The organism is Dietzia sp. DQ12-76 (assembly GCF_014145045.1).
Lineage (GTDB): Bacteria > Actinomycetota > Actinomycetes > Mycobacteriales > Mycobacteriaceae > Dietzia.
In genome coordinates, this window is record NZ_JAALDV010000230.1 from 1 (window position 1) to 3,713 (window position 3,713).

Genomic DNA, 3,713 nt, shown 5'->3' on the forward strand with positions numbered 1-3,713 from the left:
CGCGGCCACCGGCCCGCTCGTCGAGGTGGGGCAGGTGGGCGCGGGCACCGGGGCGTTCACGTCGCAGTGGCGCGGGGTCGAGAACATCCGTCCGGGCGGTATCCGCTACGCGGAGAGCACCGTGGGCGACCTGGTCGTCGGGGCACTGTGTGCGGTGAACGCCTACGGTGACGTCGATCCGGGGGGGACCGAGGTGGACCTCGCCAGCGTGGCGAACCTCGTGCCGCCGTTCGACTACGCCTCCGATCGCGTGCACACCACCATCGGAGTGGTGATCACCAACGCGAGGCTGGACAAGACCGCCTGCTTCGTCGTCGCCCAGGGCGCCCATGACGGCCTCTCCCGGTCCCTGACTCCGCCGCACACCCGGTACGACGGAGACGGCTTCGTCGCAGTGGCGACCGGGGAGGTGCCCGCCGACGTCGACACCGTCCGCCTCATGGCGCTCGACGCCGTCTCCCGGGCGATACGGTCCGCCGGATCCTGATCCACTCGCCTGGACGGTTCACGGAACAGAGTCGACAATTCCGGTGTTGGGCGGGACAATGACTTGTCAACCCGGGCATCGGCCCGCGGGGTCACCGACGAAAGCGCAGGAGCACCTCCAGTGAGCCGAGCCGACACACCGGCCCGATCTATCAGCCCCCTTCTCGGAAGGGGGAACACCGGATGAGCATCGCGCTCTCACTTCTCATCGGCGTGGTGGTGGTCTTGGCCATCACCGCACTCACGGGCTACTTCGTGGCCCAGGAATTCGCGTTCATGGCCGTCGACCGCTCCCGGATGGGGGCCGCGGCGGAGAAGGGCGACCCGGCCGCGTCGCGTGTCCTCGGCGTGACCAGGCGGACGTCCTTCATGCTCTCGGGCGCCCAGCTCGGGATCACCGTCACCACCCTGGTCGTCGGGTACGTCGCCGAACCGCTCATCGGTCGCTCGATCGGCGAGCTCCTCGGCCTGGCCTCCGTGCCCCAGGGGATCGGAGTGGTGGTCGGGACGGTCCTGGCGCTGCTCTTCTCGACGGTCGTGCAGATGATCTTCGGCGAGTTGGTGCCCAAGAACCTGGCCATCGCCCGACCGGAGCCGGTCGCACGCTGGCTGGCCCGGTCCACCACGATCTACCTCGCCCTGTTCGGCTGGCTCATCGGCCTGTTCGACAAGGCGTCCGAGGCCCTGCTCAGGGCCGTCGGCATCGAGCCGGTCCACGATAAGGAACACTCCGCCACCGCTCGCGACCTGGAGCACATCGTCGCCGAGTCCGAGGAGACCGGCGAGCTGTCCGAGGAACTGAGTCGACTGCTGGACAGGATGCTCGACTTCCCCGGCCAACCCGCCGAGCACGCCATGATCCCGCGCAGCCGCACCGACGTGGTGCGGGCGGAGGACACGGTCACCGAGGTCCTGTCCAAGATGGCCACCGGACACACCCGCTACCCGGTGGTCGGCGACGACTCCGACGACGTGATCGGCATCGTGGACCTCCACGACCTGCTCTCGGTGTGTGACGACGACCGAGCGGACCTCACGGCGGTGTCGACCCTCATGCGGGCACCGATCATCGTGCCGACCTCGCTGCCCCTTCCGGAGGTCGCCACCCGCCTGGGTTCCCACAAGTCCGAGATGGCGGTGGTGGTGGACGAATACGGTGGTTTCGCCGGTGTCGTGACCATGGAGGACATGGCCGAGGAGATCGTCGGCGAGATCGCGGACGAGCACGATCCCCAGCAGGCGGCCGGGACCCCGGTCAGCGAGGGACTGGGCTGGCTCCTGGCCGGTGACACCCATCTCGACGAGGTGGAACGACTGCTCGAGATCACCCTGCCCGAGGTGGACGCCGAGACCCTCGGTGGACTCGTGATCGAGACGACCGGAGACCTGCCCGAGGTGGGTGACCGCGTCGACATCCCTCTCCCCGACACAGACGTGCTGGAGGAGATCTCCGCCGACAGGGTCCTGCGGACCGAGGTGCGCAGGATCGAACGCCGCGTTCCCGCTGAGCTGCATGTCGTGGTCGAGGAGGCCGCGCGATGAACCCCACCACCACCCTGCTCGCCGCCGAGGCCGGAACGGGCCTCACCAGCAACCCGATCGTCGTGGTGCTCGCCACGATCGTCCTCATCTCCGCGTCCGCGTTCTTCGTGGCCGTCGAGTTCTCCCTGATCTCCGCGCGACGCCATCGCCTCGAGGACGCGGCGGCCTCGAGCGCCGCCGCCCGGGCGGCCCTGCGCAACGCCTCCGAGCTCACGCTGCTGCTCGCGGGGTCCCAGCTCGGGATCACGCTGTGCGCGCTGGCACTGGGCTCCATCACCAAACCCGCGGTCCACCACTGGTTCACGCCGGTGTTCGCGAGCTGGGGGTTGCCCTACTGGACGGCCGACGTCATCGCCTTCGTCCTGGCGTTGCTCATCGTGACCTTCCTCCACCTGGTGGTGGGCGAGATGGCCCCCAAGTCGTGGTCCATCACGCACCCCGAGTACTCGGCCACGCTGTTGGCGATACCGATGCGGGGCTTCCTCTGGATCACCCGCCCGCTGCTGGTGGCGCTCAACACCCTCGCCAACCGGATCCTGCACCGGATCGGGGTGGAGACCCGCGACGAGGTGGCCTCCGGCCAGGACGCCGACTCCCTCCGCGAGCTCGTCCGCCACTCCGGTGAGGCCGGCACGCTCGACGACACCCACCACCGGCAGCTGCTCAGCGCCCTGGAGCTGCAGGAACTCACCGTGGGGGACCTGCTGGGCGATCGCGGGGTCAACGCGCCCGCCGCGCCGGATGAGATGTCCTCGGTCGACGTGGACGCCTCCCCGGAGGACATCCGCGAGACCGCGCGCCGCACCGGTCATCTCCGGCTGCTGGTGCTGGACGGGGAGACCGCGGTGGGTGTGGTGCACGCGCGTGATGCGATCAACATCCAGTCGGGGGCCACCGCACGGGAGCTCATGCGGCCGAGCCTGTCGCTCGAGCACGACCTGTCGGTGGCCGAGGCGTTCCGCCGGATGCGCGAGGCGCGGGCCCACCTCGTCGTCGTCGAACAGTCCGGTGGCCACCCGGGCACCCACGTCTCCGAGGTCAGAGGGGTCCTCACGCTGGACGACGTGGTGCGGCGTCTCCTGCCGGTCACCTCCGTCTAGCTCGCGGGCCCGGACGCGGGACGGGGCCGGTCTCGGGGCGGGTCAGAACAGGCCGATCAGCCTGAGCAGGCCCCACAGCGCAAGACCCGCCATGCCGAGCAGCACCAACAGCATCAGCCCCACCGCGCCTACCGCCCGGAGCAGGTACCCGCGGGCGTCGGTGTCCACGCGTCTGCCCTCGGCGATGGTCCGGTCGACCAGTCGCAGGTTCTTGGACGTGGCCTTGTGGGCGGCGTCCGCCACGTCACCCACGAAGGGGATCACGCCGAGCACGGCGTCGACGAGGTAGTTCCAGCCCATGCGGAACAGGATGTGGACGGGGACCCGGTTGCGTATCGCCTCCGCCAACACCGCTGCCGCGACAACGGTCCCCAGCGCGTCCCCGACGACGGGTACCAGGCCGATCACCGGGTCCAGCCCCACCCGATACCGTGTGCCCGGGATGCGCACCAGATCGTCCATGACGCGCGCGAGGCCGGAGGTCACGGGGGACGACCCGGTCCTCAGCGCGACGGCATCCGGAGGCGGGGCCGCCGCGGGGTCGGCCGCCGGGCGACTGTCCGGGTGGGGTCGACGGCTGGTCAT

Annotated in this window: 4 protein-coding genes; 3 read left to right on the forward strand and 1 reads right to left on the reverse strand. The window is 70.1% G+C overall.

The features are described from left to right. The 3 genes from G6019_RS08715 to G6019_RS08725 form a co-directional block, all read left to right on the forward strand. The coding region (locus G6019_RS08715; RefSeq protein WP_182627429.1) for a P1 family peptidase at positions 1 to 487 on the forward strand (487 nt) is incomplete at its 5' end. Positions 488 to 669: 182 nt separating this feature from the next. Next, positions 670 to 2,028, forward strand: coding sequence for a hemolysin family protein (locus tag G6019_RS08720; protein ID WP_182612773.1), 1,359 nt, complete (start codon positions 670 to 672; stop codon positions 2,026 to 2,028). Next, complete coding sequence (locus G6019_RS08725; protein ID WP_107757581.1) at positions 2,025 to 3,128, forward strand: CNNM domain-containing protein; 1,104 nt, start codon at positions 2,025 to 2,027, stop codon at positions 3,126 to 3,128. The genes G6019_RS08720 and G6019_RS08725 overlap by 4 nt, the downstream gene beginning before the upstream one ends. 42 nt (positions 3,129 to 3,170) lie before the next feature. Here the strand turns inward: G6019_RS08725 and G6019_RS08730 are convergent, their stop codons facing one another. Further along, positions 3,171 to 3,713: a DUF4112 domain-containing protein gene (locus tag G6019_RS08730; RefSeq protein WP_231750386.1), complete on the reverse strand. Its 543-nt coding sequence runs from the start codon at positions 3,711 to 3,713 to the stop codon at positions 3,171 to 3,173.

Coding starts and splice junctions, on each gene's coding strand:
- G6019_RS08730 (WP_231750386.1), bottom strand. CDS start 3,713: ATGACCAGCCGTCGACCCCACCCGGACAGTCGCCCGGCGGCCGACCCC.
- G6019_RS08725 (WP_107757581.1), top strand. CDS start 2,025: ATGAACCCCACCACCACCCTGCTCGCCGCCGAGGCCGGAACGGGCCTC.
- G6019_RS08720 (WP_182612773.1), top strand. CDS start 670: ATGAGCATCGCGCTCTCACTTCTCATCGGCGTGGTGGTGGTCTTGGCC.